This is a genomic window from Bradyrhizobium sp. CB1015, assembly GCF_025200925.1.
GTDB lineage: Bacteria > Pseudomonadota > Alphaproteobacteria > Rhizobiales > Xanthobacteraceae > Bradyrhizobium.
The window spans coordinates 6794968-6819162 of sequence record NZ_CP104174.1; the positions used below are offsets into that span (position 1 = coordinate 6794968).

At 62.2% G+C, this 24195-nt stretch carries 20 protein-coding genes, 1 tRNA gene and 1 pseudogene; 4 read left to right on the plus strand and 18 right to left on the minus strand.

Annotation, left to right across the window (positions count from 1 at the left end; all coding sequences use genetic code 11):
* Window positions 1–317: 317 nt before the first annotated feature.
* From N2604_RS31915 to N2604_RS31945, 7 genes are all read right to left on the minus strand, one after another.
* Window positions 318–893, minus strand: a complete 576-nt coding sequence (locus N2604_RS31915; RefSeq protein ID WP_260371961.1) for a YbhB/YbcL family Raf kinase inhibitor-like protein — start codon at window positions 891–893, stop codon at window positions 318–320.
* A gap of 108 nt (window positions 894–1001) precedes the next feature.
* On the minus strand, window positions 1002–2336 hold the full coding sequence (locus tag N2604_RS31920; RefSeq protein WP_311739676.1) for an MFS transporter: 1335 nt from the start codon (window positions 2334–2336) through the stop codon (window positions 1002–1004).
* Window positions 2337–2495: 159 nt separating this feature from the next.
* Window positions 2496–3275 carry an SDR family NAD(P)-dependent oxidoreductase gene (locus tag N2604_RS31925; protein WP_260371963.1) on the minus strand — a complete coding sequence of 260 codons (780 nt, stop codon included), beginning with the start codon at window positions 3273–3275 and terminating at the stop codon, window positions 2496–2498.
* A 16-nt stretch (window positions 3276–3291) separates the two neighbouring features.
* Complete coding sequence (locus N2604_RS31930) at window positions 3292–4467, minus strand: LeuA family protein (protein WP_260371964.1); 1176 nt, start codon at window positions 4465–4467, stop codon at window positions 3292–3294.
* 10 nt (window positions 4468–4477) lie between these two features.
* On the minus strand, window positions 4478–5419 hold the full coding sequence (locus N2604_RS31935; RefSeq protein ID WP_260371965.1) for a fumarylacetoacetate hydrolase family protein: 942 nt from the start codon (window positions 5417–5419) through the stop codon (window positions 4478–4480).
* A gap of 121 nt (window positions 5420–5540) precedes the next feature.
* Window positions 5541–6530, minus strand: a complete 990-nt coding sequence (locus N2604_RS31940; RefSeq protein ID WP_260371966.1) for a LysR family transcriptional regulator — start codon at window positions 6528–6530, stop codon at window positions 5541–5543.
* A 103-nt stretch (window positions 6531–6633) separates the two neighbouring features.
* The gene (locus tag N2604_RS31945; RefSeq protein ID WP_260371967.1) at window positions 6634–6984 is read right to left on the minus strand and encodes a hypothetical protein; all 351 of its coding nucleotides are present in this window, start codon (window positions 6982–6984) and stop codon (window positions 6634–6636) included.
* Window positions 6985–7550: 566 nt separating this feature from the next.
* Here N2604_RS31945 and N2604_RS31950 point away from each other — a divergent pair.
* On the plus strand, window positions 7551–8285 hold the full coding sequence (locus N2604_RS31950) for a hypothetical protein (RefSeq protein WP_260376353.1): 735 nt from the start codon (window positions 7551–7553) through the stop codon (window positions 8283–8285).
* 783 nt (window positions 8286–9068) lie between these two features.
* Here the strand turns inward: N2604_RS31950 and N2604_RS31955 are convergent.
* From N2604_RS31955 to N2604_RS31990, 7 genes and pseudogenes are all read right to left on the minus strand, one after another.
* The gene (locus tag N2604_RS31955; protein WP_260371968.1) at window positions 9069–11180 is read right to left on the minus strand and encodes a xanthine dehydrogenase family protein molybdopterin-binding subunit; all 2112 of its coding nucleotides are present in this window, start codon (window positions 11178–11180) and stop codon (window positions 9069–9071) included.
* Window positions 11177–12154 (minus strand): xanthine dehydrogenase family protein subunit M, encoded by a 978-nt coding sequence (locus tag N2604_RS31960; RefSeq protein WP_260371969.1) that lies wholly within the window; start codon window positions 12152–12154, stop codon window positions 11177–11179. Before N2604_RS31960 ends, N2604_RS31955 begins: the two co-directional genes overlap by 4 nt.
* A 2-nt stretch (window positions 12155–12156) precedes the next feature.
* Window positions 12157–12783: a (2Fe-2S)-binding protein gene (locus tag N2604_RS31965; protein ID WP_260371970.1), complete on the minus strand. Its 627-nt coding sequence runs from the start codon at window positions 12781–12783 to the stop codon at window positions 12157–12159.
* A gap of 110 nt (window positions 12784–12893) precedes the next feature.
* Window positions 12894–13748 carry an AraC family transcriptional regulator gene (locus N2604_RS31970; RefSeq protein ID WP_260371971.1) on the minus strand — a complete coding sequence of 285 codons (855 nt, stop codon included), beginning with the start codon at window positions 13746–13748 and terminating at the stop codon, window positions 12894–12896.
* A 600-nt stretch (window positions 13749–14348) separates the two neighbouring features.
* A pseudogene (locus N2604_RS31980) lies at window positions 14349–14572 on the minus strand (SDR family NAD(P)-dependent oxidoreductase); the annotation flags it as partial.
* Window positions 14573–14783: 211 nt separating this feature from the next.
* On the minus strand, window positions 14784–14984 hold the full coding sequence (locus tag N2604_RS31985) for a DUF2905 domain-containing protein (protein ID WP_260371973.1): 201 nt from the start codon (window positions 14982–14984) through the stop codon (window positions 14784–14786).
* Window positions 14985–15027: 43 nt separating this feature from the next.
* Window positions 15028–15957, minus strand: a complete 930-nt coding sequence (locus N2604_RS31990; RefSeq protein ID WP_260371974.1) for a Ku protein — start codon at window positions 15955–15957, stop codon at window positions 15028–15030.
* A 138-nt stretch (window positions 15958–16095) separates the two neighbouring features.
* On the opposite strand from N2604_RS31990, the gene N2604_RS31995 reads away from it, so the two are divergent.
* The 3 genes from N2604_RS31995 (at window position 16096) to N2604_RS32005 (ending at window position 20064) form a co-directional block, all read left to right on the plus strand.
* Window positions 16096–16497, plus strand: a complete 402-nt coding sequence (locus N2604_RS31995) for a hypothetical protein (protein WP_260376354.1) — start codon at window positions 16096–16098, stop codon at window positions 16495–16497.
* 151 nt (window positions 16498–16648) lie between these two features.
* Window positions 16649–18094 carry an IS1182 family transposase gene (locus N2604_RS32000; RefSeq protein WP_260371975.1) on the plus strand — a complete coding sequence of 482 codons (1446 nt, stop codon included), beginning with the start codon at window positions 16649–16651 and terminating at the stop codon, window positions 18092–18094.
* A gap of 413 nt (window positions 18095–18507) precedes the next feature.
* A complete protein-coding gene (locus tag N2604_RS32005; RefSeq protein WP_260371976.1) occupies window positions 18508–20064 on the plus strand; it encodes an ISL3 family transposase in 1557 nt (518 codons plus the stop codon).
* 187 nt (window positions 20065–20251) lie between these two features.
* Here N2604_RS32005 and N2604_RS32010 read toward each other — a convergent pair.
* The 4 genes from N2604_RS32010 to N2604_RS32025 all read right to left on the minus strand — a co-directional run bounded on the left by N2604_RS32010 (window position 20252) and on the right by N2604_RS32025 (window position 24113).
* Window positions 20252–20327: transfer RNA gene (locus N2604_RS32010), tRNA-Lys, on the minus strand.
* A gap of 166 nt (window positions 20328–20493) precedes the next feature.
* Window positions 20494–21102: a Spy/CpxP family protein refolding chaperone gene (locus N2604_RS32015; protein WP_260371977.1), complete on the minus strand. Its 609-nt coding sequence runs from the start codon at window positions 21100–21102 to the stop codon at window positions 20494–20496.
* A gap of 196 nt (window positions 21103–21298) precedes the next feature.
* Complete coding sequence (locus N2604_RS32020; protein ID WP_260371978.1) at window positions 21299–22303, minus strand: TRAP transporter substrate-binding protein; 1005 nt, start codon at window positions 22301–22303, stop codon at window positions 21299–21301.
* A 247-nt stretch (window positions 22304–22550) separates the two neighbouring features.
* On the minus strand, window positions 22551–24113 hold the full coding sequence (locus tag N2604_RS32025) for a 2-isopropylmalate synthase (protein ID WP_260371979.1): 1563 nt from the start codon (window positions 24111–24113) through the stop codon (window positions 22551–22553).
* Window positions 24114–24195: the final 82 nt, after the last annotated feature.

Below are 24195 nucleotides of genomic sequence, written 5' to 3' on the forward strand. Positions count from 1 at the left end.
AAAGACTTCCAGCTGCAAGTCAGGCGAAAGCGGCCTCTGTCGTGGAAAATCGAAGACGGCCTGTGGTCGGTGCCGAGATCGTACCGTAGGCGCTGGTGCCCCTCGTCGGCTTCCTTTTGACCTGGACTGCAGGTTCAAATCGCGGAGGCGCAACCACGGTTTAATTGATTGGGCAGCCGGATGCGATGGAGAGGCAGTCCGCAGAAGTGTCAGTCAATCCCCGATGTACAAGCGCTTTTTCATCTCAGCAGGAGGCAACCTACGGCGCAGGGGACCCTACGATTTGAATGTTAGTGGGCGCTCGAGACCGACCCGATCTACGGACTTTCGAAACGCGCAACGGTCCCTGCAGCACCCTTCGCATGTCCTTTCAGCTCGCGGAGGAGCTCTTCCCGCGTGAGTCCCGGAGCAAGCGCGGAACGGTCGAGATCCGTTGCAATCAGGGTGATGACGTAGTGATGCTGCCCGGTGCCGCGGGCGGGACACGGCCCTAAATAGACGGTGGTCCCCAGAGTATTCTTACCCCCTACAAACTTGTCAGAGGCAGAGCCGAGCTCACCTTCCGCGAAGCCGGTCAACGAGGGCTCGATGCCGTACACGACCAGGTGCGACACGCCGAGACCGTTCATGCCCTGCTGGTCGTCCATCAGGGCCACAAGGCTTTTTGTTCCAGCCGGGACGCCAGACCAGCTCAGCGGTGGTGAGACGTTGTCGCCGATGCAGCTTGGAACATTGGGGTTCTTCCCCGCATTTTTCGTCTGAAGTTTGCCGTTGTCGTCGAACGCCGGCGACCTGAGCTCAAACAGCTCCTGGGCGAGGACCGAATCGACCCACGCCAGGCAAAGAATGGCGGTCGCGAATTTCGCCAAGGTAGTCTTCGCAAAGCTAGTCAAGGTGCTCTCCCTTCCATCCGCACTTGGCAGGCCGCTTTCCGCGCAATGCGCGAGCAAGCTCTTAGGGCCGGCGACAGAGTTGCTCTGAGAATTCGAACCAAAACCGACTCACTCCAACGCTTTTCGCGAATTTTCGGGTGCCAGGAACACGCCGAGCAGGGCTAGACACGCGATCACCTCGAAGTACAGGATCACCGGTGTGAAGCTCGTGCTTGAGCCCATCAGCGCGGTCCCGATCAGAGGCGCCAGTCCGCCTCCAAGCACAATCCCGAGCTGCTTTCCCAGCGAGCTGCCGCTGACCCGAACCCTGGTCGGGAACAGCTCTGCCGTGAATGCCGCCTCTGGCGCGAACATCAACGCATGGACCAGGCCGAGCGACACCACGAAGCCTGCCATGATCGCCAGCGGTTCTTTGGTCAGCAATATCTGGAAGAAGATCGGATACCACACGGCGGCGACCACGATGCCGAGAATGATGAACGGCCGGCGGCCGAGCTTGTCGCTGAACCCGGCGATCAACGGAACGGCGCACATCTCCAGGATATTGGCGACCGTCACGCCCAACGTGATCGACGATTGGGGCATGCCGAGGGTTTTGACGGCATAGCCGAGCACGAAAACCGTGCTCATATAATTGAACGAGCTGTGCACCATATTGACGAGGCATGCCAGAAGGACCGGCTTCTTCCAGGACCTGAGTATCGTCAGTAGAGGAGTCCGGTCGTCCTCCGCTTTGGCCCGGGTGGCGAGAAACAGCGCCGATTCATCCACCTGAGCGCGCACATAGGTGCCGATCAGAACCAGAGCCAGGCTCAAGGCGAACGGCACCCGCCAGACCCAGTTCGCAAATTCCTCCCGCGAATAAATGAATCCGAGAAGAGCGATGAGGCCAGAGGCCGCAACGACGCCGACGGGACCCGAGGCATTGATCCAGGATGCGAAGAAGCCGCGCCGCGCAGACGGCGCGTTCTCGAGCGTCAGAGACACCGCATTCATGTATTCGCCGCCGAACGCGAAGCCCTGGACGAAGCGAAGAACCACAAGTCCGATTGGCGCCAGGAGCCCGATTGAATCGTAGCTCGGCAGGCAACCGATGAGAAAGCTGGCGATGCCCATCAGCAGGAACGTCATCATCAGCATCGCCTTGCGGCCGACGCGATCTCCATAATGGCCGAAGACAATTCCTCCGAGCGGACGCGCGATAAAGCCGACGGCAAACGTCGCATAGACGGCCATCGTGCTCGCGACGGAGTCCATTTTGGGGAAAAAGAAGCGGTCGAAGACGATGGGAGCCGTGAACGCGTATACGAAGAAGTCATAGTGTTCGATAGCCGAGCCAAGCGACGAGGCGATCGCCAGTCGCCTGAAGGCCGGCGACGATTTGGTCGGCAACGACGTCTCGATCACGCTTCCCTGGTCTACCGCCGTCATGTTTCCCTCCATTTGTCGCTTCCCCGCGGCGTCGATTTCTGCTGTTCGACTGCCGCCCAGTATCGTCCTGCTAAAGCGCGATGAGATCGGGTTAAATCGTCATCGCGCTTTAGCTCTATGTTTGAGCATGATCTTTTCGGAAAACCGCTTCACACTTTTCCGGATCATGCTCTAGGCACCCACCATCGCAAGCCCGCCATTGCAGAGCAGGAATTGTCCGGTCATGTGCCGCGAATCGTCGCCTGCCAAGAATAGCGTTGGGCCGACCATGTCTTCCGGCGTCGCGATCCGGCCGAGCGGCGTCTGCTTCAGGATCTCGTCGCGGCGGCCGTTCTTCCAGTCGTGCCGGTTCTTCAGCGCCTCGGTCTCCATGAAGGCCGCGCCCAGCGTGTTCACCCGCACCTTTGGTGCCAGCGCGCGCGCATATGATTTGGTCAGGCCGATCACGCCGTACTTGGCCGCGGCGTACTGCGGCGCGCGCGGGCTTCCTGCGATCACCACTTGAGACCCGATATTGACGATCACCCCGCCCGCTCCGTCCAGCATTCGCGAGCCGACTTCATGGATCATGAACATCGTACCCTTGATGTCGACAGCGAGCGTGTGATCGATCACCTTCTCGTCGAACTGGCGCCACGACACCTGGTCGAGCGCCATGTCCCCGACATTGTTGACGAGAATATCGAGGCCGCCCAGGGCTTCGAAGGAGGTTTTCGTGATGTGCAGGACGTCTGCATGGCTGGAGATGTCACCCCTGACTGTCGCGGCCTTTTGCCCCAAAGCGCGAACTTCGCCGGCAACCTCCTCCGCACCCGCGGCCGAGCTGTTGTAGTGCACGACAACGTCAGCACCTTCCCGAGCGAAAGCCAGCGCCAGGGCGCGGCCGAACCCCCGACCCGCGCCGGTCACCAGGACTTTCTTTTCAGCGAATTTCTTCATCGGCGTGTCCAATCAAGATTGAGCGCGGTCACGAGACCTGCCGGGCGAGCTCTAGGAATTCCGCATCGCTGACCAGCCGCTGCTTCGCCATGGCGAGTTTCTTCACTTCCGCCAGAAGCCTGGCGTGAGCTCCTGGGGGAGTTTCGATGCCAAGCTCCCTGCACTTGATGGCAATCGAGGCAGCGCCGCTCTTCTTCCCGAGCACGATGCCTCGCGACGTATTCAAGAGCTCAGACGAATAGGGCTCGATCGCCTGCGGAATGTGAAACTGTGCCGCGACCGCACCGGTTTCGCGGATAAACAGGTTGCGGCCGACGGCCGCCTTCCACGGCTCGAGCTCATACGAGGCGATCTGGCGCAAGCGCTTCGATGCATCGCGCACGCGCGCGAGATCAATGCCCGTCTGGATTCCGTAGAGCAGCTCCAGGGTCAGCGCGATCTCGGGCAGATTGGCGTTGCCTGCTCTCTCGCCGATGCCGTCGATGGTGCCGTGGATCCAGGACGCGCCGGCGTTGATCGCCGCAACCGCGCAGGCAGTCGCGAGGCCGAAATCGTTGTGGCCATGAAAATGGACCGGAACGGTCCCGGCCCACGACTTTACACGGCGGACCAGAAAGTCCACGGCTTCCGGACAGGCGACGCCAAGGGTGTCGACGATCGCCAGCTCCCTCGCGCCGGCCTCGATCGCCGTCTTATAGGCGGTCTCGAAGAACTCCAGATCCGCGCGCGTCGAGTCGACACCGAAAAACGCAACATTTAGGTCGTTCGTTGCACCGAAGGCGACCGCATCTTTGATGCGCTTGAGCACGGTCTCGCGCGCAACCTCGAGCGCGCCGAGCTTCGCGTCGGAAATCGGAGCCTCGATCACCAGATGCTTCAGCCCGAGCTCGGCGACCGCGGCGACATCCTCGATGATCGCGCGCGCAAAGCCCCAGAGCTCCGCTTTCAGGCCGGCGGCGGAAATTGCCTTAATGGCCTCCTTGTCCTCGTCGGACACGCGGGGGAAACCGGCCTCTATCCGTCCGACCCCGAGCCCGTCGATCAGCTTTGCGATCTCCAGCTTCTGCTCGACGCCGAACACCACGCCGACCGCCTGCTCCCCGTCGCGCAGTGTCGTGTCATAGAAGCTCGCGGATGGCTTGGGCCTGCCGGCAAGAGCCGTTTCGTTCAGAGAGCCGGTCCATATCCTCGATCTATCAATCATGACCTGCACCTCAGAACTTTTGGAATGCCGGGGCAGGCACGCCATGCCCCTCTTTCCAGGAAATCACCCGGTTGCGGAGCATGCCGATCTTCTCGATCTCGGCTTCGATGACGTCGCCGGGCTTAAGATACCAGGCCTGCGGGTTGGCACTGAACGCGGCAACGCCGGAGACGGTGCCGGTGGTAAGGATGTCGCCCGCGGAAAAACCTGCCGGCGAAAACTTGGACAGCAATTGAGGCAGGGTCACCGACATGTGGCTGGTGTTCGACACCTGCCGCTTCTCGCCGTTGACGCGCAGTTCGATGTTCAGATTATAGGGGTCAGGTATCTCATCGGCGGTGACGATCCAGGGCCCAAACGGGCAGAACGTGTCGATCGACTTGGAGAAGCTGAAATTCGCCGACTCCATCTCGCGCCGCTGGATGTCACGGGCGGTGATATCGTTGAAGATCACGTAGCCGCCGATGTAGTCCTTGGCCTCGGCTTCGCTGAAATGTTTGCCGGACCTGCCGAGCACGACGCAGAGCTCGATTTCGTAGTCGAGTTCCTTGGTCAGATGCTCGGGGTAGATGATCGGATCGTCGGGCCCGATGATCGCATCGACGTTCTGGAAGAATACAATCCAGGGCTTGATCGCCGCCACCCAGTTGGACCGATCGCCTTCGTGTGCGTGCTCGGCGTAGTTGCCCGCGGTATGAAAGATCTTCTTTGGGATGATCGGCGCCTGAAGCTTGACATCTTTCAAGGCGAAACGGCGCGTCGTCTTGGCGCGCTGCCCAAATTCCTGAACCGGCGCCCCCATCTCGAACAACGCTCGCATATTAGGCACATTGAGGACGACCACCTCGTCCCCTTGCAAGGCGCCAACGAGCTGCTCCTGCCCCACTTTGAATGTCGCAAGCTTCATAACAACGATCTCCGCACGACCAAAACCGGCGGGCCAGATGTTCAAGATCGCGTGCGGGTCGGTATCCCGCGTGATCGACGATCTTGTTCTCCTCCCTTGGGAGAGACCGTAGCCAGCGGCTATCTATGCGTCCAATACGATCTTTTTCGCAAACCATGCATTTCTGTTATGGAAAGCCAGAGCGGCGGCGCCTTCGGCCTTTTCCCCGACGCACCTCCGGACCTTGCTTTGGCACAATGAGTTCGTCTTTCGACACGCGGCGGAGGATCTCTACGAGCCGCGTGGCGATCGGCGACAACTTGTCATTCCGCCTCCACGTCATGCCGACGGGACGCTGGCTCCCCACACCTTTCAGCGGGATCACCCGCAAACGACCGGCGGCCACCTCGACCTCGACCAAGCCGCGCGCCATCAGCGACACGCAGTCCGTACTCATGACGATGGCCTTGATGGCAAGGATCGAGTTTGTGTTGATGCTGCGCGTTGGCCAGCCGAGAGCCGAGGCGGCGAACAGCCTTTCAATCTGCTGCCTGAACGCGCTGCCGCCTGCGGGCAGCACCCAGCGCACGTCTTTCAGGTCGGAGAGCCGCACAAACGAACGTGTGCTGAGCGGATGGTCCACCCGCATGATCAGCCCCCAATCGGAGTAGAAAAGCTCTTCCTCCTCAAGCTCGGGATCGTTCGATCCGCTTCCGATCCGGCTGACAACGAGATCGAGATGGCCACGCCTGAGCATGTCGGCGATCTCGCTGTCGAGACCTTCCGTCAAGGACACATGTACCTTCGGAGCTGCCTTCACAAGGATCTCGAGGGCACGCGGCACGATTCCGGCAGCTGTGATCGGCGTCACGCCAATCTTGACGGATCCCTCGAGGCCCAGCGTCCGCAGTCGGATGTCCTCACTGGCGCGCTCAAGCAGGGCTTCAAGCGCCTCAGCATGGAAGATCAGCGCCCTACCCATCGCGTTGAGCTGCGCGCCCTGTCTGCCGCGTTCGAGCACCTTCGCGCCCACCTCCCGCTCCAGCAATGCGATACTGCGGGAGAGCCCGGGCTGCGAAACGTTCATGGCTGCGGCGGCGGCACTGAAGGAGCGATGCTTTGCCACGCTCAGGAGATCGAGGAGACGACGAGGATCGATCTTGACGCGTGGCCCCATTTCCCTGCTCGCTGTCCGACGATTGATCTCCTATTATGGCACGGTTCTTCGCCTGGTACCGCCGCCTCCGCAGGTTGCCGATCAGGCCGGGGCGAGCTGGGTTTCAATCAGCGTTCGCAGCAGCCGGCGAGCCTGGATCCCTCCCGCATCCGCGGGCATGTTGACGCTCGACGGTCTGGCGAACAATTCGATCGATCTGCGCCTCCAGAATTTGCTTGTCCTCCTCGAATGCGGTGGTGATTTCGTTGAAGATGAGCCGGGTCGTTTCCGGCCAATGCACCTGGAAGTCCCTGGCGACACCCCAATAATAGTTGGTTGATACCGGCGTCTCTGGGGTCATCGCATTCATGATCCACATGCCGAGACCGCCCACCCTATTACCTTCCGGCGCTCCCGTTCCCGTCTTCGCAGAGCCAACATAGATATGGATGAAGGAAGGGGGGCAGGAATTCAATTATCTGCCATCGATCCACGCGATCGTCCTGCCTGAAGATCCCGCTTCTGACGTGCGTCGGCGGCGCCGCGCAATCAATCACCCAGCGCGTGACGCGAATACCATGCTCCGTCCATTCCGTCTTCACGGCGCCTTCTCTCACATCTGATCTCGTGCACGGCTCATGACCCTCCCCTCCTCACGGCTACCTCACGCTGCCATAAAACCGGGGATCCTCTCGTTCGCGACCGCGTTCAACACTGGGCTGCACGTGCGCTTGAAGCTCTTGGCGAACAAAATACCAGGCAAGAGCTGGATCTTCGTGCAACTCTCGGGCTGGTTCTGATGTTCACGACAGGTAACACAGCGGTTGTGGGCCAATCCCTCATGAAGGCTCGTGCCATCGCCGAACACATCGGCGACCTGCATAGGCAAGTTCAAGTCTGTGAAAGACTCCACCTATTCCATTTGAGAATAGGCAACTTTTCAGCTGCGCTGTTAGGGCTGCCGAGGTCGCAGCCTACTGCTTTGCCGCACCTGAGCTTTGACTATCTCAGTCGGGCGAGGAGACCACCTTAGCTCGTGTCCTGTGGCTCCAAGGCCATCCGGCCCAGGCTGTCAGCCTCGCACGGCAGGCTGTCGCTGACGCAATCCGGATGAATCATCCAGTGAAGCTCTCAATGACGCTGCTCTGGGCACTATCAGTCTTTCTCTGGAATTCAGAGCTGGAAACCGCCGAGGAGTGTATCGACCGATTTATTATTGAAGCTGACAAGCATTCACTCGCGCCGTATCAGACAATTGGCCGGGGAGCCAAGGGAGAACTGCTGGTTCGGCAGGGCGAGGTGGAGCCCGGGATCATCCTCTTGCGAAGCTCGCTAGAAACGATGAGTAGATATCGGTATGGGGCGCCCACGGCTTTCAGCACCGCATTGGCAGAGGGCTTGGCAACGACCGGTCAGCAGGAGGAGGCGCTGCGTACCATAGATCAGGCGATTGCACTCGTCGAACGCAACCGGGATCTTTTCGGCATGCCCGACTTACTGCGGGTCAAAGCAGAAATCATGATTTCGGGAGAAGGGTCGGATTTGATCCAAGCAGAACGCTACCTCAGGGACTCCCTTAAGATGGCCAGCTGCCAGTCGTCGCTCGCCTGGGAGCTGCGCTCCGCTACGACGCTAGCGAGGCTATGGATGCAGCAAGGTCGGCATGCAGAAGCGCGCCATACACTTTCACCGATCTATGCTCAGTTCACCGAAGGATTCGACTGCGGCGATCTAAAGGCCGCGAGAGAGCTGCTACGCGAATTGAGCACCCACTGACGCAGCCTCAGATTTTGTGGTTCGTTGCTCGAAACCGAGGCATTGGTGTACCCCGTGAAAAGTCGCGCCAACGTGAACGCCGTGTACGCTCATTCGCTAGCGCAAGGACTTAACGCCGCGCGCATCTCGATGCTGAATAGTTCCCGCGGTTCCCAGGCGGGCCACTATTTCGGATGCAGTATTCCGCCCTTCAAGAACATGGGCCCACATGCCTGTTTGCCGAGCCCATTTACTATGTGTCCTCGTCTCTAAACCAATAAACGCGAGAATTATCTGGTCCCGTTCATCTCGCGGCCACTATGCGGCATACGGCCAACGTTTCGCGGTCGTAGCCGGACGGGCGCTTGAGGACAACTGAACAGCGACGCAACAGTCGCTGCTGTTCGACGGCCGCAAGAGAGGCAAAGGCTGTGCCGACGTTGGCCGAGTTTAGGCCGGCCAAGCTAGCGTTGCCATTCGCAGAGCTGCCGTTGGACAGACCGGCGGCTCCCGCGCCGCCAGAACCAAAGCCCGTTGTGCCAAGTCCAGCGTTGCCAAGGCCGCTAACGCCTGTGCTACCAGAGCCAAGGCCAACACCCGCTGCAGCGCCTCCGAGCCCTGCAGCGCCTGCACCTATTCCAGCTCCTGCTTCGCCTCCTCCAACCCCTATACCCCCTGCAGCTCCAATTCCACCAACTCCAGCGCCCACTCCGCCACCTACACCATCGCTACCTACTCCGGCGCCCGCGGTAGTAACGCCGCTTGCGCATGTCAAGACCACTCAGCCACGCACGCGCAAGCCACCTAAGCGGACAGCACATCCTCGATTCGAATCGGCAGGGTGCGCACGCGCTTGCCGGTCGCATGAAAGACGGCGTTGGCGACGGCCGGGGCCATGCCGACCAGCGCGATCTCGCCGAGGCCTTTGACCCCGAGGGCGTTCACGTGAAGATCCACCTCTTCGACGAAATGCGCCTCGAGATGGGGAATGTCGAGGTTCACCGGCATGAGGTAATCGGCCATGTGGGCATTGACCGGACGGCCGTCGCGCGTATCGAGAACGGTGCGCTCCATGAGCGCCATGCCGATGCCACCGATCATGCCGCCGGTGCATTGGCTTGCGGCCAGACGCGGATTGACCACGCGACCGATGCCGTAGGCGCCGACCGCACGGCGCACCCGGATCGTGCCGACATCCGGATCGACGGCCACTTCGACGAAGACCGCCCCGAAGGCATGCATGGAAAACCGGGCGGCGGCGTCCGGATCTCGCTGAGAAGAAGCTGTTGCCTCGATCGGTCGATCGTTGCGGCCCTTCGAAGCCTCCTCTTGCACGGCAATGCAGGCGGCGCGGATCGCGGACCCGACCGAGGCCATGGTCCATGAGCCGCCATGGGAGGGAGCGGGCGGATAGTCCGAGCGGCCAAGGCTGAAGCGCACCCGTTCGACAGGCAGACCTAGGGTCTCGGCGGCAACCTGCGTCATCGAAGTATAGGTGCCGGGGCCCATGTCGCTCGCCGCGACCTCGACCTGGGCAGTGCCGTCGGCCAGCAGCCGGACTCGCGCGCTCGCCGGCGCCTGGAACGCCGGATAGCTCGCCGAGGCGACGCCCATTCCGACCAGGAGGCGGCCATCGCGCATCGCGCGCGGCTCGGGAATGCGCCGCGACCAGCCGAAGCGCTCGGCGGCGAAGTCGTAGCACTTCAACAGCGATCGGCTGGAGAACGGCTTCTTCTCGTCTTCATCGATCTCCGGCTCATTGCGGCGCCGCAGTTCAATGGGATCGATGCCGAGCTTGTATGACAGCTCATCCATGGCGCATTCGAGTGCAAAGACGCCGCTGGCCTCGCCAGGCCCGCGCATATGGTTCGGCGTGCCGATGTCGAGCGGCACCAGCCGATAGCGAGTCCGCACGTTGGGCGAGGAGTACAGGAACTTCGTGACGGAGGTCAGCGCCTCCATGAACTCCTCGTAGCGGCTCGTCTCGCCGGTACCTTCGTGGACCACGCTTGAGAGCTTGCCGTCCGGGGTTGCGCCGAGAGCGACCCGCTGCGAGGTGCGTGGCCGGTGGCCGGTCGCGAAGAACATCTGTTTGCGCGTCAGCACGAGCTTGACGGGGCGTCCGACTTGTCGCGCGGCGAGAGCCGCAAGCGTCACGTGCGGCCAGGTCCTGAGCGTCGTGCCAAAAGCGCCGCCAATGAACGGGCAGATCACTTGTACGTTTTCGGAGGGCAAGCCGAAGATCGCTGCGATCTCCGCCTGTTCATTGACGACGAACTGGCTCTTGCTCCAGAGCGTCAGCCGATCCCCCGTCCAGGCCGCCACGGTCGCGTGCGGCTCCATCGGATTGTGGTTCTCGCGCGAGATACCGTAGGTCTCGTCGACCTTCACCGGCGCGCCTGCGAGGGCGGTGGCGGCATTGCCGCGCGCAGAATCTGCCGGAATAGCAGCATTCGGCTGTATCCCGGCTTCTGGCACGATCGGTCGGGCTTCCGCATCGTTCGGATCGACGATCGGTCGTTCGGCGGCGTAGGAGATACATAGCGCCGCCGCTGCGCGCTCAGCCTGATCGAGGCTGTCGGCGACGACGACCGCGATCGGTTGCCCGTAGAAGCGCACCCGGTCGTCCTGGAGCACGTGCAGCCGCTCGCCCGTGGCGGGATCGATGTAGCTCTTGTGGGGCGCGTACGGCAACCGTGGCGTATTGCGGTGCGTGAGGACCGCTAGAACGCCCGGCATGCTCTCGACCGGCGCGCTGTCTATGCCGGTCACGCTGCCGAGGCCGACGGTCGCTCCGACGATCACTGCGTAGGCCTGGCCCGGCTGATTGAAATCGGTCGCGTAGCGCGCCCCGCCCGTGACCTTGGCACGGCCATCCACGCGGGGCAGCGGTTTTCCGATGACATTCGTCGTCATGCGACTGCTCCGGTCATTTCGAACGCCCGGACGATCGTTCGCGGCAGGAGTTCGGCCTTGTAGCGATTGCCGGACAGCGGACGGACTCCATCGAGCGCCAGTTGGGCGGCCCTTTCGAAAACCTTACGCTCGGACGCCTTGCCGAGCAGAGCCGCTTCCACCCCGCGCATGCGCCATGGCCGCGTGCCGACACCGCCAACGGCGAGCCGCGCCTCGCGGATCGTGCCGTCCGCGACCTCGATCGCCGCGGCCGCGGACACCAGCGCGAATTCGTAAGATGCGCGGTCGCGCACCTTGAGATACCGCGCCCGGCGACTATTCGGCCCGCCGGGGACCCTGACCTCGATGATGATTTCGCCGGGCAGCAGCGTGTGTTCGAGGTGGGGGGTATTGCCCGGCAGCCGGAACAGTTCCTCGACCGGGAAGCGGCGCTCTCCCGTGGGACCCTTGACCCGCATCGTCGCCTCGAGAGCGACCAGCGCAACCGCAAGGTCGGAGGGATGCGTTGCCACGCAATGATCGCTCGTGCCGAGAAGGGCGTGACCGGCGTTGAGACCGTCGATCGCCGAACAGCCCGACCCCGGCGTTCGCTTGTTGCAGGGCGCATCCAGCATCCGGAAATATGGACAACGGACCCGCTGGAGCAGGTTGCCGCCGATCGAGGCCATGTTGCGCAACTGCGGCGAGGCGCCCTCGATCAGGCTCTCGGCGATCAGCGGCTGCAGACGCTGCACGTCGGGATGGGCGGCGACGTCCGCCATGCGGCTGAGGGCGCCGATGACAAGGTCGGAGCCGTCGAGTCGAATGCCCGAAAGCGGAAGCGCATTGATGTCGACGAGGTGCTCAGGCCGCTCTACCTCCTCGCGCATGAGGTCGATCAATGTCGTGCCGCCGGCGATAAAGCGTCGGCCAGACGATGCGGCGGCGATGGCAGCCTCGACGGAGGTCGCCTTCTCGATCGTGAACGGAAGCATGATCAGGTCCCCTTGGCAGCATCGGCAACCGCCGCGACGATGCCGGGATAGGCACCACACCGGCAGATGTTGCCGCTCATCCAGAACTGGATCTCGGCAGGCGACCCGGCATGGCCTTCCGCGATGCAGCCGACAGCGGACATGATCTGGCCCGGCGTGCAGAAGCCGCATTGCAGAGCGTCGTGCTCGATGAACGCGCTCTGGAGCGGATGAAGCTCGCCGTTCTTTTCAAGGCCTTCGATCGTCTCGATCTCGGCTCCGTCATGCATCACGGCCAAGGTCAGGCAGGACACGACCCGTTTGCCGTTGAGAAGAACGGTGCAAGCGCCACAGGCGCCCTGGTTGCAGCCCTTCTTCGTGCCGGTCAGATCGAGGCCTTCGCGCAGAACGTCGAGCAGGGATTGCCGCGTATCCAAGTCAAGCTCATGCCGCGTTCCGTTGACGGCCAGGCGAACCCGTCTTGTCGACGCAGTGGGACCGCCCTCGGAAATCGAATCCGCGGCAACTTGCGGCACCGCCGCCAGGGAAGCCGCTCCCCCGACGGTCAGCAGGAGCGACCGGCGCGATACCCCGCCCCGCGCTTCTTCGGTCTCGACGGCGCCGTCGATGAACGGCTCATGGTTGGTCATGGTGGTCTGAGATCCCCTCGGATAAGCCCGCAAATAGGCATGTTCCCAAGGGACGTACCGTTCGGAAATTGCGGCGACTATCGCACTGTTGCGATAAATTGCCGCCGGGCTTAGAGCGCGCGCCGGAATGCCAATGGGGTCACTCCCACCCTTCTTCGGAAAGTCGCAGCGAAAGCCGATGGAGTTTCGTAGCCGACTGCAAGCGCGACCTCTGTGACGCTGAACCTCGAGTGGGCGAGAAGTTCGCGCGCGCATTTCATTCGTTGCTCGGTCAACCATGCATGCGGGGTCTGGCCGGTCGACTGCCGAAACGCCGTGCAGAAGTGAAACCGGCTGAGACCGACGAGGGCCGCGAGTTCGTCAAGCCCGACCTGGCGTCTCAGATTCTCGTCCATGAACGTCGTGACGCGCCTCACCTGCCAATCGGCAAGGCCGCCCTTTCTGACCTGAACAGGCGAGCTGCGAAAAGATGAATGCTCTTGGATCAGCCGCGAGCAGAGAAGGTCAATCGCCTGCTCCACGAACAGACGGGACGATGCGCTGTCCCGCTCTGCCTCTTGACTCAGGATGTCAAGCAACCCCGCCGCCGCGGGGTCGGTGAAAGAGACGCGCGGCAGAAGTTCGACACGTCTTCCACCCGCGATCTCGTCGGCGCACGCCTGGAGGCGTTCCTGCGTGAGGTAGACGTGCGAAACGACGACCGGGCCTGCAATATTCCACGTGCCGTCAACGCCTTGCGGAATCAAGGTGAAGGTTTTCGGATTGGTCCTAGAATTCAAGAGCCTGTTTTCGATCCGCCAAGATATCTGATGCTGTCCTTCGTAGCAGCCCACGGCGACGTGTCCGGCCACGCCGCGCATATAATCATCTTGTAACCCGCCGTGCGCCCATTTCCGCGTCAGGCGCGCATCGCCATGCAAAACCTCAGGCACCAACCGCGGCGGCGCGTCCAGGATGCGCGCCATCTCGGTGGCCGCATCAGGACGTGGGCGGTCGGCTCCAGCTCGGGGCAGGCCCCGTGGATTCTGCGTAGCCTCGCTTCCAGAATTGAGCAGTCGCTGGTCCAAACTGTCGCCCTCGCCGCGCCTGATAGAGCGCCGAATTGTGCAAATGAGACGGCTATTATGCAGAAAAGCGTCCGCAGCGCCACAACGGCAGCGCGTGACCTACACGTCTGCCTTCAATTTGGTCAGTCAATCATGGATCGTGGCGCGCTTTGCGAATTTTTAGGGCCTATGCCGACTTCCGCTGTGGCTTGGCCGCTTCTTCGCCGCAGCCTCCTTCGCAGGCTTCTTGCCCTCGATGGGCATCAGCATTTCCTTCTGGCCGCTCGACGCCTTGCGCGGCTTCTTGGCAGGCTTGGCCGCTTTCGCCAGCGCGGGATGAGATTTGCGTGCTTTGCGCCACGTCCGGCGACCATCTCAACGCATCTCGAACCGCACGTGGCGAAACTGCCCTTTCTGACAGTTGTTTTTCAGGGGCTGAGAAAGTCTATTGCCAGGTCGCGCGGCTGTCGAGTGGCCAGAGAACTGCGAAAGGCAACGCGCTTGCCTGTGACGATGTGCCATGCGGCCGATTGCGTTGACCTGTCCGCGATGGCTCTGGTCTCGGCGGCGCTGCGGGGATCGCCGACGACCATCCCTGCGGCCCGCGACGCGAGATCGCCGACGGTCGCAGCGCGATCCGCCGATCGCGTGTGCAGCACCACTTGATAACCGTCGCCAAGGAGCGACTGGGCCGCAGCGCGGCCGAGCCCGTCGGTGGTGCCGGTGACGAAGACGAACGCCATTTGATCCTCCTCCTCTGTCCCCGACGAACCTCAAAACGCAGTACAGCAGGCCAACGAACTGGCCGACTTGGAATTCAGCCGCTCTTGGCGGACGGTCTGGCGTCGCGCAACGTGTTCGCGGAAGTGCCGCCTCGGGTCGAGTATGGATCACGTCCAAAGCACTGGGACCCAATCCGAGCGGAGTGTGTCACTGCGCAATTGAGGAAGCGCCCTATCGGTTCGCCAGCCACAGGATCACGCTTAGCACGACGGAGATGATGAGCGAGGTTGTCAACGGAAGGTAGAAAGCAAAATTCTGCCGCTCGACGTAAATATCGCCGGGTAGCCGGCCAAGCCCGAACTTGCCAAGGACGGGCCAAAGCAGCCCAACGGCGACCAGCACAAGTCCGAAGATGATGAGCGTGCGCGACATCTCGCACCTCCATCGGCCCCGCGGCCTGCGCCTTCAACACGCCCTAGGCCGACTTCCGCCGCGCCCCAGCCGCTGGCTTCTTGGCTGCGGCCTCCTTCACCGGCTTCTTACCGGCGATTGGCATCAGCATTTCCTTCTGGCGGGCCGACGCCTTCTTCGGCTTCTTGGCCGGCTTCTTTTGCGCCGCCGCCTCGGCCGCAGCGCCGCCCACGCTCTTGCGCAGCGCGTCCATCAGATCGACGACGTTCTCGCCTTTCGGCCGCTCCTTCGGACGAATGACCTTGCCGGCCCGCTTCTGATTGATGAGCTCGACCAGAGCGCTCTCGTAGTGATCCTCGAACTTCTCCGGATCGAACCTCCCCGCCTTCTGGTTCACGATGTGCTTGGCGAGATCCAGCATATCCTTCGTGACCTTCACGTCCTGGATCTCGTCGAAATACTCCCGCTCGCTGCGCACCTCGTAGGGATAGCGGAGCAGCGTGCCGACCAGTCCCTTGTCCATCGGCTCCAATGCGATGATGTGCTCGCGGTTGGTGAGCACCACCCGCCCGATGGCGACCTTGTCCATCTCCCGGATGGTCTCCCGGATCACGGCGAATGCGTCATGGCCAACCTTGCCGTCCGGACGCAAGTAGTAGGGCCGGATTAGATAGCGCGGATCGATGTCGGTCTTGTCGACGAACTCGTCGATCTCGATGGTGCGGGTGGACTCGAGCGCGATCTCCTCGAGTTCGTCCTTGGTCACCTCGATGAATTGGCCCTTCTCGAGTTCGTAGCCCTTGACGATGTCCTCGTTAGGCACCTCGTCCCCAGTGTCGGCATCGACCTTCAGGTACTTGATCCGGTGGCCGGTCTGCCGGTTGAGCTGGTTGAACGAGATCTTCTCGCTCTCGGAGGTGGCCGGGTAGAGTGCGATGGGACAGGTCACCAGGGACAGACGCAAGAAGCCTTTCCAGTTGGCGCGCGGGGCCATGTACGCAGAACTCCGGTTCGGAACGGCACGGATTCAAGACGAAACAACATGGCCGGTTCCGACGGACTGGCCCCTCCACAAGCAGAATCTTTTCAGCACCCCATCGACTTTATTGTTCTTGTTATGTTCTATAGAGGCATGACGGACCGACCCGCGACCTGGCGCATGCCGACCCCGAAACAGATGGCAAAGATGGCCGCTACCATTGGCAGAAGCGCGCCTGCGAAGCAGGGATTGGCCCCGGATGCCGATCTACCACCCGAATACTGGCAGGCCCTCCTGGAAGATCCCCGAGCCGAGGCTCGGGCGGTGCCCTCCGGAGCGGCGCTACGGCTGAGCCAGATCAGCCAGCATATTCTGAGGGTGAACTGCCGCCGTTGCGGCCGGGTCATCGAGATCCAAAAGGCCGATGCAGTCCGCCTCTACGGACGAGAGGCTCTGTGGAAGAACGTCGGACAGCGCCTGCTGGACAACACGTGCTTGCAGCGCACTGGGCGGCACGAGGAAGACGGCTGCTGGCCATCGTTCGACATGCCGTAGCCGGCAGACGGCTATGGCACCGAAGCACCACCCGACGCCACTCTCCGGCGGCGAAAGCCATCGTGGAGACGCCGAGGGCAGCCTTTGACCCTGGCTGTGTGAAAAGCCACGAGTCAGCTACGATTTCTCCGTTTCCTGATGGGGGATACGGATGGGACGCTTCGTTGAAGGCGCTGACAGATCCCAGCTAACGCTCTTGCCGGAATGTTTGGAGGATTGGGTAAGCGAGGACAACGCGGTCCATGTGATCGATGTGTTTGTCGAGGCGCTCGACCTGCATGGACTGGGGTTTGAGCGTGTGATCGCCAAGGAGACGGGCCGGCCTTCCTATCATCCGGCAGTCCTTCTGAAGCTTTACATTTACGGTTATCTCAATCGGGTGCAGTCCAGCCGCCGACTGGAACGTGAGGCGTGCCGCAATGTCGAAGTTATGTGGCTGATCGGCCGCCTGGCTCCCGATCATAAGACGATCGCCGATTTCCGGAAGGACAATGGAGCGGCGCTTCGGAAGGTTTGTGCGAAGTTCATTGCACCATGCCGGCAAATGGGCCTGTTGCAGACCCCAAGCGTCGCAATCGACGGCAGCAAGTTCAAGGCGGTTAACAACCGCGACCGTAACTTCACGCACGCCAAGATGGCGAGGCGGATGGCGCAGATCGAGGAAAGTGTCGGTCGATATCTGCGTCAACTCGATAGCGCCGATCGGCAGGAGCCATCGAAAGCGATCAGCATCAAGACGACGAGGATCAAGGAAAAGATCGCTCGGCTGAAGCAGGAGATGAGCCGCCTGGAAGTGCTTGATGCGCGGATGCGCAACACGGCGGATCAACAGATATCACTCACCGATCCGGATGCCCGTTCGATGGCCACCAGCGGACGCGGATCGGGCGTGGTCGGCTACAATGTCCAGGTCGCGGTGGACACCGAACACCATCTGATTGTTACGCACGAGGTCATAAACGTCGGCAACGATCGTGGGCAGCTTGCCCGGATGTCGAAGCAAGCCAAAGAAGTGCTCGAAGTAGACAAACTCGAGGCGGTCGCTGACCGTGGCTACTTCGACGGAGAGGAGATATTAGCCTGCGAAGAGGCTGGCGTTGCAGTCACCTTGCCCAAGCCTATGACGTCGAACGCCAAGGCGGAGGGCCGGTTCGGCAAACAGGACTTTGCGTACCTGCCTGATGAGGACGTCTACCGCTGCCCATCGGGCCAGCTGCTGCCCTATCACTACACCAACATCGAGCATGGGATGACGCTGCGCCGTTACTGGTCGACAGCGGCGTGCCAGGGCTGCGCGATCAAGAGCCAATGTACGCCGTCCAAGGAGCGCCGCATCACGCGGTGGGAGCATGAGCATGTGGTCGAGGAGGTTCAGAGACGGCTCGATTCCAATCCCGACGCCATGCGGACGCGGCGCGAGACGGTCGAGCATCCCTTCGGCACGATCAAGGCCCGTATGGGTGCGACCCACTTCCTGATGAAGCGCCTGCGCAATGTCGCTGCTGAGATGGCGCTGCATGTTCTCGCCTATAACCTCACACGGGTGATGAACATCCTCGGCAAACCGAGCCTGATTGCAGCCATCCGCGCCGCCTGACGGCGGGAAGTGCGTCCAAAATTGCATCCCCGGTCGCGATACCTAATTTGGCGGGTTATTGGACGCTCCGACACGCAAACACCGGCCGCGCGCAATACTTGGCGACCACGCCGCGTCCGACCCATGCGTTTCCACACAACCAAGACCCGCAACCGACATTAGGTGAGGAATCCCGGTTGAGAGCAGCGAGGCGGCAATGCGTGTCCTGCGAGATGCAGTGATGGATCGTGACCGCTGGAGGGCCATGACGCACTGCGGTCGTTCGCCGGACGCCGTGTTTCGCTGAGGTGATGCGTCGAATTGTCAATCGGCTTGCAAATTTGACCCCTCATCGGCGTCCAATTTTGGCTCTGACTCACTTTTGATGCAGTTTGGAGGATGTCTGGCGCTTTGATTGGAGGAGAATCAGCGCCATGCAGCAGGCACTCCACCGCTCCAGTTTGGTGCCGCGTGGGTTTGTTGTAGAGAGTGCTTACTACGAGGGTAATAAGGCGATCGTTGTGGTTCGGGCGTCCGGCAGCGTCGGCCTGTGTCCATCGTGCGGAACGGTTTCGCGACGTGTCCATAGCCGCTACCGGCGCCGCGTGACCGATCTGCCGCTCTCGGGTCGGATCGTCCAGCTCCTGGTAATCGCCCGCCGTTTTCGCTGCGACGCGGTTCTGTGCGGGCGTCAGATCTTCACTGAGCGCTTCGGCGAAGGCGTACTGGCGCCTTCGGCGCGCCGCACCGCGAGGCTGGAGTCCATCGTTCACCACCTTGGCTTGGCGCTTGGGGGTAGACCGGCAGCAGTCTTCGCAAAGCGGCTGATGCTGCCGGTGAGCAAAGATACCCTTCTTCGGGTGGTTCGGCACCGTAGCCGTCCCCCAGCTGACCCGCTCAGGGTCATCGGCATTGATGACTGGGCCTGGCGGCGCAATCACCGATACGCCAGCATCGTCTGCAACTTGGAAAGGCGCAGGGTCGTCACTTTGTTGCCGGATCGTGAGCCGGCGACGGCCCAAGCCTGGCTCGCTGCTCATCCCACGATCGCAATCGTCGCCCGTGACCGCGGCGGCGGATATGGCGAAGCCGCGGCCAAGGCCCTGCCGCACGCAGTACAGGTCGCCGACCGTTGGCATCTGATGGAGAACGCCAGTCGGGCCTTCCTCGATGCCGTCCGCAAATCGATGCGCCAGATACGCACCGTCATCGGTGCGACCACGATCGATCCCAAGCTACTCACCGCCGCGGAGCGCCTCCAGTATGAGGGCTATCTGCGCCGCGAGGAGACCAACGCGGTCATCCTGGCTCTGTCGAAGAATGGCATACCTATCAAGCAGATCGTGCGTCAGACCGGCCACAGCAGGAAGCTGGTGCGACAGGTGGTCCGCGGCGAACGTCACGACGTGTTCCGAACCCGGCAAAGTTCGTTGGATGTGCACTTGCCATGGCTGGACGAGCAGTGGGCGTCTGGCTGCCGCAACGGGGCTGAACTTTGGCGCCGTTTGAAAGGGCGTGGCTTCCGAGGCTCGCTACGTGTCATCAGCGAGTGGGCAACCCGCAGACGACGAGCGGAAAGGACCGACACACAAAACCTTCAGAGGATTCCGTCGGCCAGAACGATCGCTCGCCTCATGACAATCGGACGGGACCTGCTCACCAAAGCGGAGACCGTCACGGTCGCGGCGATCGAAGCTGGCGTGCCAACTCTGGTCGAGGCACGCGAGATCATCGCCGAATTCCACCTGATGATCCGGCGTAAGACCGAGGCGGGCCTCGCTCCTTGGATCGAGCGTGCCCGCGCCAGTCTCGTCGCCTCGTTCGCGAGCGGCGTCGGGAGAGACCAAGCGGCAGTCCGAGCCGCAATCACGTCGCCCTGGTCGAACGGACAAACCGAAGGACAGATTACGCGCCTCAAGCTCGTCAGGCGCCAAATGTATGGCCGCGGGAAGATCGATCTGCTCCAAGCCCGGTTAGTCGGCGCAGAATGAAAGGAGCTGCACCAAGATTGCGTCAGAGCCAATATTGCAGGCCGAATGACAAGCTAGCCGCTGCGGTAACGCGCAGCCATCCCGCCATCCCTCAAGTTGGCGTACGGACGACGAACAAATTTCTCAAACCGGACGTCAAACCGACTGGTCCGTTCTGGTGCGCACTGCTGTAAGTGCTTGATTTGCTTGGTGGGCGCACCAGGGCTCGAACCTGGGACCCGCTGATTAAGAGTCAGCTGCTCTACCAACTGAGCTATGCGCCCGAAAGGCGGTCAAGGCCTTGCGAGGCCGGTCGTTTAGCAAAGCGATCCGGGTCTGGCAAGCGATCGGACGCAACTTTTCCAAGGTCTCGTCCCTAGGTCCGGAAATGCGAAAAGCCGCTGGATTCCAGCGGCTTCGCCAGGACTAACTGTTCGAGAACCGGTCCGTTCAGAGCCGGCCCTCCCGGTCGCGGTCGGGACCGCGGTCACGGTCGAAGCGGTCATGATGGAAATGGTCCATGCCCCGTTCCATCATGCGGTCCATGCGCTCCATGAAGTGGTGGTGGCGCGGGCCGTCCTCGCCGCCGCCGAACGGGCCGCGGTGCCGGGTCAGCACGGCGAGGCGCCGTTTCTGGCCCTCGTCGAGGGTCTTGTAGAGCGGATCGGCGGCATCGGCGATCTTCTTCAGGGCGGCGGAGCTGGCGCCCATGTCCTCGGCGCGCTGGCGCAGGCGGGCGATCGGATCGTCCGGCTTGTCGGCATCCCTCGAAGCGTCTCCGGGTGCGGCATTCATCCGCGCATTGGCACGGTCGATGCGCAGCTTGGCGAACTCCCGCACGGCCGCCTCGACCGGCGGCCACAGCTTCTCCTGATCGGGGTTGAGCTTCAAGCCGGCATGGACGGCGGCAATCCGCGCATCGACGAAGGCGGCGCGGTCCTCGGGGTTCATCCGGATGTGGCGGACGTGCTCCATCCACGGGCGATGAAATTGGGCATAGACCGCGCCCGAGCCGGCGATGCTGAGCACGGCGATGGCGGCGATGGTGAATTTCTTCATCTTGACCTCCTCTGGAAGGATGCCCGTGAGGATGGGCGCGAGGGGGCTGTCGCGCAACTTACAACTTGGACAGGAAGCGCGCTCTTGCAGGGATGTAAACGCCGTGAATGCCCGTTCAGATGCAAACCGAAACGATTTGCAACAAAAAGGGCTTCCGTGCGGTGCGCGGAAGCCCTTCGTTGGTCGCCTTTGGCGGTCAGTTCGTCGTGCTCTTGGCTTCCTTCAGGAACTCGTCGATCAGCGCCTGGCCGACGCGGCCGGCGGCATCCTTGTAGACCGGCTCCATCGCCTTGCGCATCGCCTCGTCCTGCTCGGCCGTGAGCTTGATGATCTCGCTCTTGCCGCTCTTCTTGATCTCGGCCAGCGCGTCGTCGTTCTCCTTCTGCGACTGCGCGTTGCTGAAGTCGGTCGCTTCCTTCATCGCCTTCGACAGCTGGTCGCGGATGTCGGCCGGCAGATTGTCCCAGAACTTCTTGTTCACGATCACGACGTAGCCGATGTAGCCGTGATTGGTCTCGGTGATGTACTTCTGCACCTCGTGCATCTTCTGGGTATAGATGTTCGACCAGGTGTTCTCCTGACCGTCGACCACGCCGGTCTGCAGCGCCTGGTACACTTCCGAGAACGCCATCACCTGCGGCAGCGAGCCGAGCGCCTTGAACTGGGCCTGCAGCACGCGCGAGGACTGGATGCGGAATTTGACGCCCTGGTAGTCCGCGGGCGTGATCAGCTTCTTGTTCGCGCTCATCTGCTTGAAGCCGTTGTCCCAATAGGCAAGGCCGGTGATGCCCTTAGGCTCCAGCAGCTTGAGCAGCTTGGTGCCGAGCGGCCCTTCCGTCACCTTCCGCAGCGTCTTGATGTCGGGCAGGATGTAGGGCAGATCGAACACCTCGAACTCGCGGATGCCGAGCGGCCCGAACTTGGAATTGGACGGCGCCAGCATCTGCACGCTGCCGAGCTGGAGCGCCTCGAGCTCCTCCTTGTCCTTGTAGAGCGTCGAGTTCGGATAGACCTCGACCTTGACCTTGCCGCCGGTGTACTTCTCGGCGAGCTCCTTGAATTTCTCCGCGCCCTTGCCCTTCGGCGTGTCGGTGGCGACGACGTGGCTGAATTTGATGATGATCGGTGATTGGGCCAGTGCCGGCCCGGTCAGGCCCAGTGCCAGAGCCGCGATGGACGCAGCGATCGCCAAGGTGCGCATAATCTCTCCCTGTCGTTTGTTTGGGCCGCCCGGCGGCGCCGGGTAGCCAATCTTATGCCGGCTGCATCAATAGCGGCTCGCCTACACAGCCGCTATTGGCCCTTAGCAGGGCAGCCATTCATGGTGAACGATGTCATTCCGGGGCGGTCCGCAGGACCGAACCTCAGGTGCGCAATTGCGCACCGGGGAATCTCGAGATTCCGGGTTCGATGCTTCGCATCACCCCGGAATGACAAGCTGACGCTTGTCAGCTCGCCGCGGCCGTCGTCACCGTGTCGCGCTGGCGCTTCATGACGATCTTGTTGAGCGCGCCGAGATAGGCCTTGGCCGAGGCCACCAGCGTATCCGGGTCCGCCGCGCGCGCCGTCATCGAGCGGCCGTCCTGCGACAGCCGCACCGACACTTCCGCCTGCGCGTCGGTGCCCTCGGTGACGGCATGGACCTGGTACAGCTCGAGCTTGGCCTCGTGCGGCACCAGGCGCTTGATGCAGTTGAACACGGCGTCGACCGGGCCGTTGCCCTCGGCTTCCTCGATCTTGATCTGGCCGTCGACGTCGAGCTTCATGGTCGCGCGCTGCGGACCATGGGTGCCGGCGATGACGGTCAGCGAGGTCAGCTTGATGCGGTCGTGCGAGGCCGCCATCTCCTCGTCGACCAGCGCCTCGATGTCCTCGTCGTAGATGTCCTTCTTGCGGTCGGCCAGCGCCTTCATCCGCGTGAACGCATCTTCCAGCTGGTTCGGGCCGAGCTTGTAGCCCATCTCCTCCAGCTTGTGCACGAAGGCATGGCGGCCGGAATGCTTGCCGAGCACCAGCGAGGACTGCTTCAGGCCGACCATCTCCGGGCGCATGATCTCGTAGGTCGAAGCGTCCTTCAGCACCCCGTCCTGGTGAATGCCGCTCTCATGCGCGAAGGCGTTCCGGCCGACGATGGCCTTGTTGTACTGCACCGGGAACGAGGTCGCCGCCGACACCAGCTTCGAGGCGCGGGTCAGCTGCGTCGTGTCGATCTTGTTCCAGTAGGGGAATTTGTCGTTGCGCACGTTGATCGCCATCACGATCTCTTCGAGCGCGGCGTTGCCGGCGCGCTCGCCGATGCCGTTGATGGTGCACTCGACCTGGCGCGCGCCGCCGGTGATGCCGGCCAGCGAATTGGCAACCGCCATGCCGAGATCGTTATGGCAGTGCACGGAGAACACCGCCTTGTCCGAGTTCGGCACGCGCTCGATCAGCGTCCTCATGAAGTGGGTGTATTCCTCCGGCACCGTATAGCCGACGGTGTCGGGGATGTTCACCGTGGTGGCGCCGGCCTTGATCACGGCCTCGACGATGCGGCACAAGAAGTCCATCTCGCTGCGGGTGCCGTCCTCGGCCGACCATTCGACGTCGTCGATCTGGTTGCGGGCACGCGCGACCATGGCGACCGAGGTCTCGATCACTTGCTCCGGGGTCTTGTTCAGCTTCACCCGCATGTGCAGCGGCGAGGTCGCGATCACGGTGTGGACGCGACCGCGCTTGGCGAACTTCACGGCTTCGGCGCAGCGGTCGATGTCGGCGGGATGGGCGCGCGACAGGCCGGCGATCACCGAATTCTTGGAGCGGCGGGCGATCTCGCTGACGGCCTGGAAGTCACCTTCGGAGGTGATCGGAAAGCCGGCCTCGATGACGTCGACGCCCATATCATCCAAGAGCTCGGCGACCTCGAGCTTTTCCTCGAAGGTCATGGTGGCGCCGGGGCACTGTTCGCCGTCGCGCAGCGTGGTGTCGAAAATGATGACGCGGTCCTTCTCGGACTTGTTCACGGTGGCCATTCCTAGATTCCTTTTGAGCGTTTGCGCCGTTCATTCCTTGGCGCTTGAGGTGTCCGGTGATCTCGACCAACCCCTGAGCGCC

Excerpts from the sequence above, each read along its gene's own strand:
- N2604_RS31920 (WP_311739676.1), bottom strand. The coding sequence starts at position 2,336 with ATGGAGGGAAACATGACGGCGGTAGACCAGGGAAGCGTGATCGAGACG.
- N2604_RS31930 (WP_260371964.1), bottom strand. The coding sequence starts at position 4,467 with ATGATTGATAGATCGAGGATATGGACCGGCTCTCTGAACGAAACGGCT.
- N2604_RS31940 (WP_260371966.1), bottom strand. The coding sequence starts at position 6,530 with ATGGGGCCACGCGTCAAGATCGATCCTCGTCGTCTCCTCGATCTCCTG.
- N2604_RS31955 (WP_260371968.1), bottom strand. The coding sequence starts at position 11,180 with ATGACGACGAATGTCATCGGAAAACCGCTGCCCCGCGTGGATGGCCGT.
- N2604_RS31960 (WP_260371969.1), bottom strand. The coding sequence starts at position 12,154 with ATGCTTCCGTTCACGATCGAGAAGGCGACCTCCGTCGAGGCTGCCATC.
- N2604_RS31965 (WP_260371970.1), bottom strand. The coding sequence starts at position 12,783 with ATGACCAACCATGAGCCGTTCATCGACGGCGCCGTCGAGACCGAAGAA.
- N2604_RS31970 (WP_260371971.1), bottom strand. The coding sequence starts at position 13,748 with ATGGCGCGCATCCTGGACGCGCCGCCGCGGTTGGTGCCTGAGGTTTTG.
- N2604_RS31985 (WP_260371973.1), bottom strand. The coding sequence starts at position 14,984 with ATGTCGCGCACGCTCATCATCTTCGGACTTGTGCTGGTCGCCGTTGGG.
- N2604_RS31990 (WP_260371974.1), bottom strand. The coding sequence starts at position 15,957 with ATGGCCCCGCGCGCCAACTGGAAAGGCTTCTTGCGTCTGTCCCTGGTG.
- N2604_RS31995 (WP_260376354.1), top strand. The coding sequence starts at position 16,096 with ATGACGGACCGACCCGCGACCTGGCGCATGCCGACCCCGAAACAGATG.
- N2604_RS32000 (WP_260371975.1), top strand. The coding sequence starts at position 16,649 with ATGGGACGCTTCGTTGAAGGCGCTGACAGATCCCAGCTAACGCTCTTG.
- N2604_RS32005 (WP_260371976.1), top strand. The coding sequence starts at position 18,508 with ATGCAGCAGGCACTCCACCGCTCCAGTTTGGTGCCGCGTGGGTTTGTT.
- N2604_RS32015 (WP_260371977.1), bottom strand. The coding sequence starts at position 21,102 with ATGAAGAAATTCACCATCGCCGCCATCGCCGTGCTCAGCATCGCCGGC.
- N2604_RS32020 (WP_260371978.1), bottom strand. The coding sequence starts at position 22,303 with ATGCGCACCTTGGCGATCGCTGCGTCCATCGCGGCTCTGGCACTGGGC.
- N2604_RS32025 (WP_260371979.1), bottom strand. The coding sequence starts at position 24,113 with ATGGCCACCGTGAACAAGTCCGAGAAGGACCGCGTCATCATTTTCGAC.